Below are 788 nucleotides of genomic sequence, written 5' to 3'. Positions count from 1 at the left end.
CCCCCCCCCCCCCCCCCCCCCCCCCCCCCCCCCCCCCCCCCCCCCCCCCCCCCCCCCCCCCGGGGCACAAGGAGGACAAGGCCCAGAAGAAAAGCTTTTCGTTTCAACCAACTACTTATGACCACACCCTAGAGGAGGGGAGGAGTATTGGTAAAGATAATATTCAAGAAACGATCGATAACTATAAGAGTTGGTTAGAAAAAGCGATCGAGCTTTATCAGCAAAAACTCTGGAACGGTCAGTACTACAAACTCGATAGCGAAAGCGGCTCAGATGTAGTGATGGCAGACCAGCTGTGCGGCCAATTCTACGCTCGCTTACTGGGATTACCTGACATTGTACCAGCCGAATGTGCCCTCAGCGCCCTAAAAACAGTTTACGAAGCCTGCTTCTTGAAGTTCCACAACGGTCAGATAGGTGCTGCTAACGGTGTCAAACTTGATGGTTCTGCCGAAAAACCCGACGCTACCCATCCTCTGGAAGTCTGGACTGGAATTAATTTCGGTCTAGCGGCTTTTCTAGTCCAGATGGGAATGAAAGCTGAAGCATTCCAGCTTACAGAAGCCGTGGTGCGACAAATTTATGATAACGGGCTGCAATTTCGGACGCCAGAAGCCATTACAGCTGTCGGTACATTCCGTGCCAGTCACTACCTCCGACCAATGGCAATCTGGGCAATCTACGGCGTTCTGACAGATTTTCAGAACTAACACCAAATCCACGTCTACAGAGGTTTTCTCTACTTAACTCAAGTTTTTGGGTACGTTGTTGCGCTTTAGCGCTCTTTG

Annotated in this window: 1 protein-coding gene; it reads left to right on the top strand. The window is 51.4% G+C overall.

Annotation, left to right across the window (positions count from 1 at the left end):
- On the top strand, positions 1 to 710 hold a 710-nt coding region (locus LAY57_RS26900), incomplete at its 5' end, for a GH116 family glycosyl hydrolase (RefSeq protein ID WP_249070249.1).
- Between the last annotated feature and the right edge of the window lie 78 nt (positions 711 to 788).

It is taken from the genome of Argonema antarcticum A004/B2, assembly GCF_023333585.1.
GTDB classification, from domain to species: domain Bacteria; phylum Cyanobacteriota; class Cyanobacteriia; order Cyanobacteriales; family Aerosakkonemataceae; genus Argonema; species Argonema antarcticum.
This window is presented reverse-complemented; position numbering and strand designations above follow the sequence as displayed.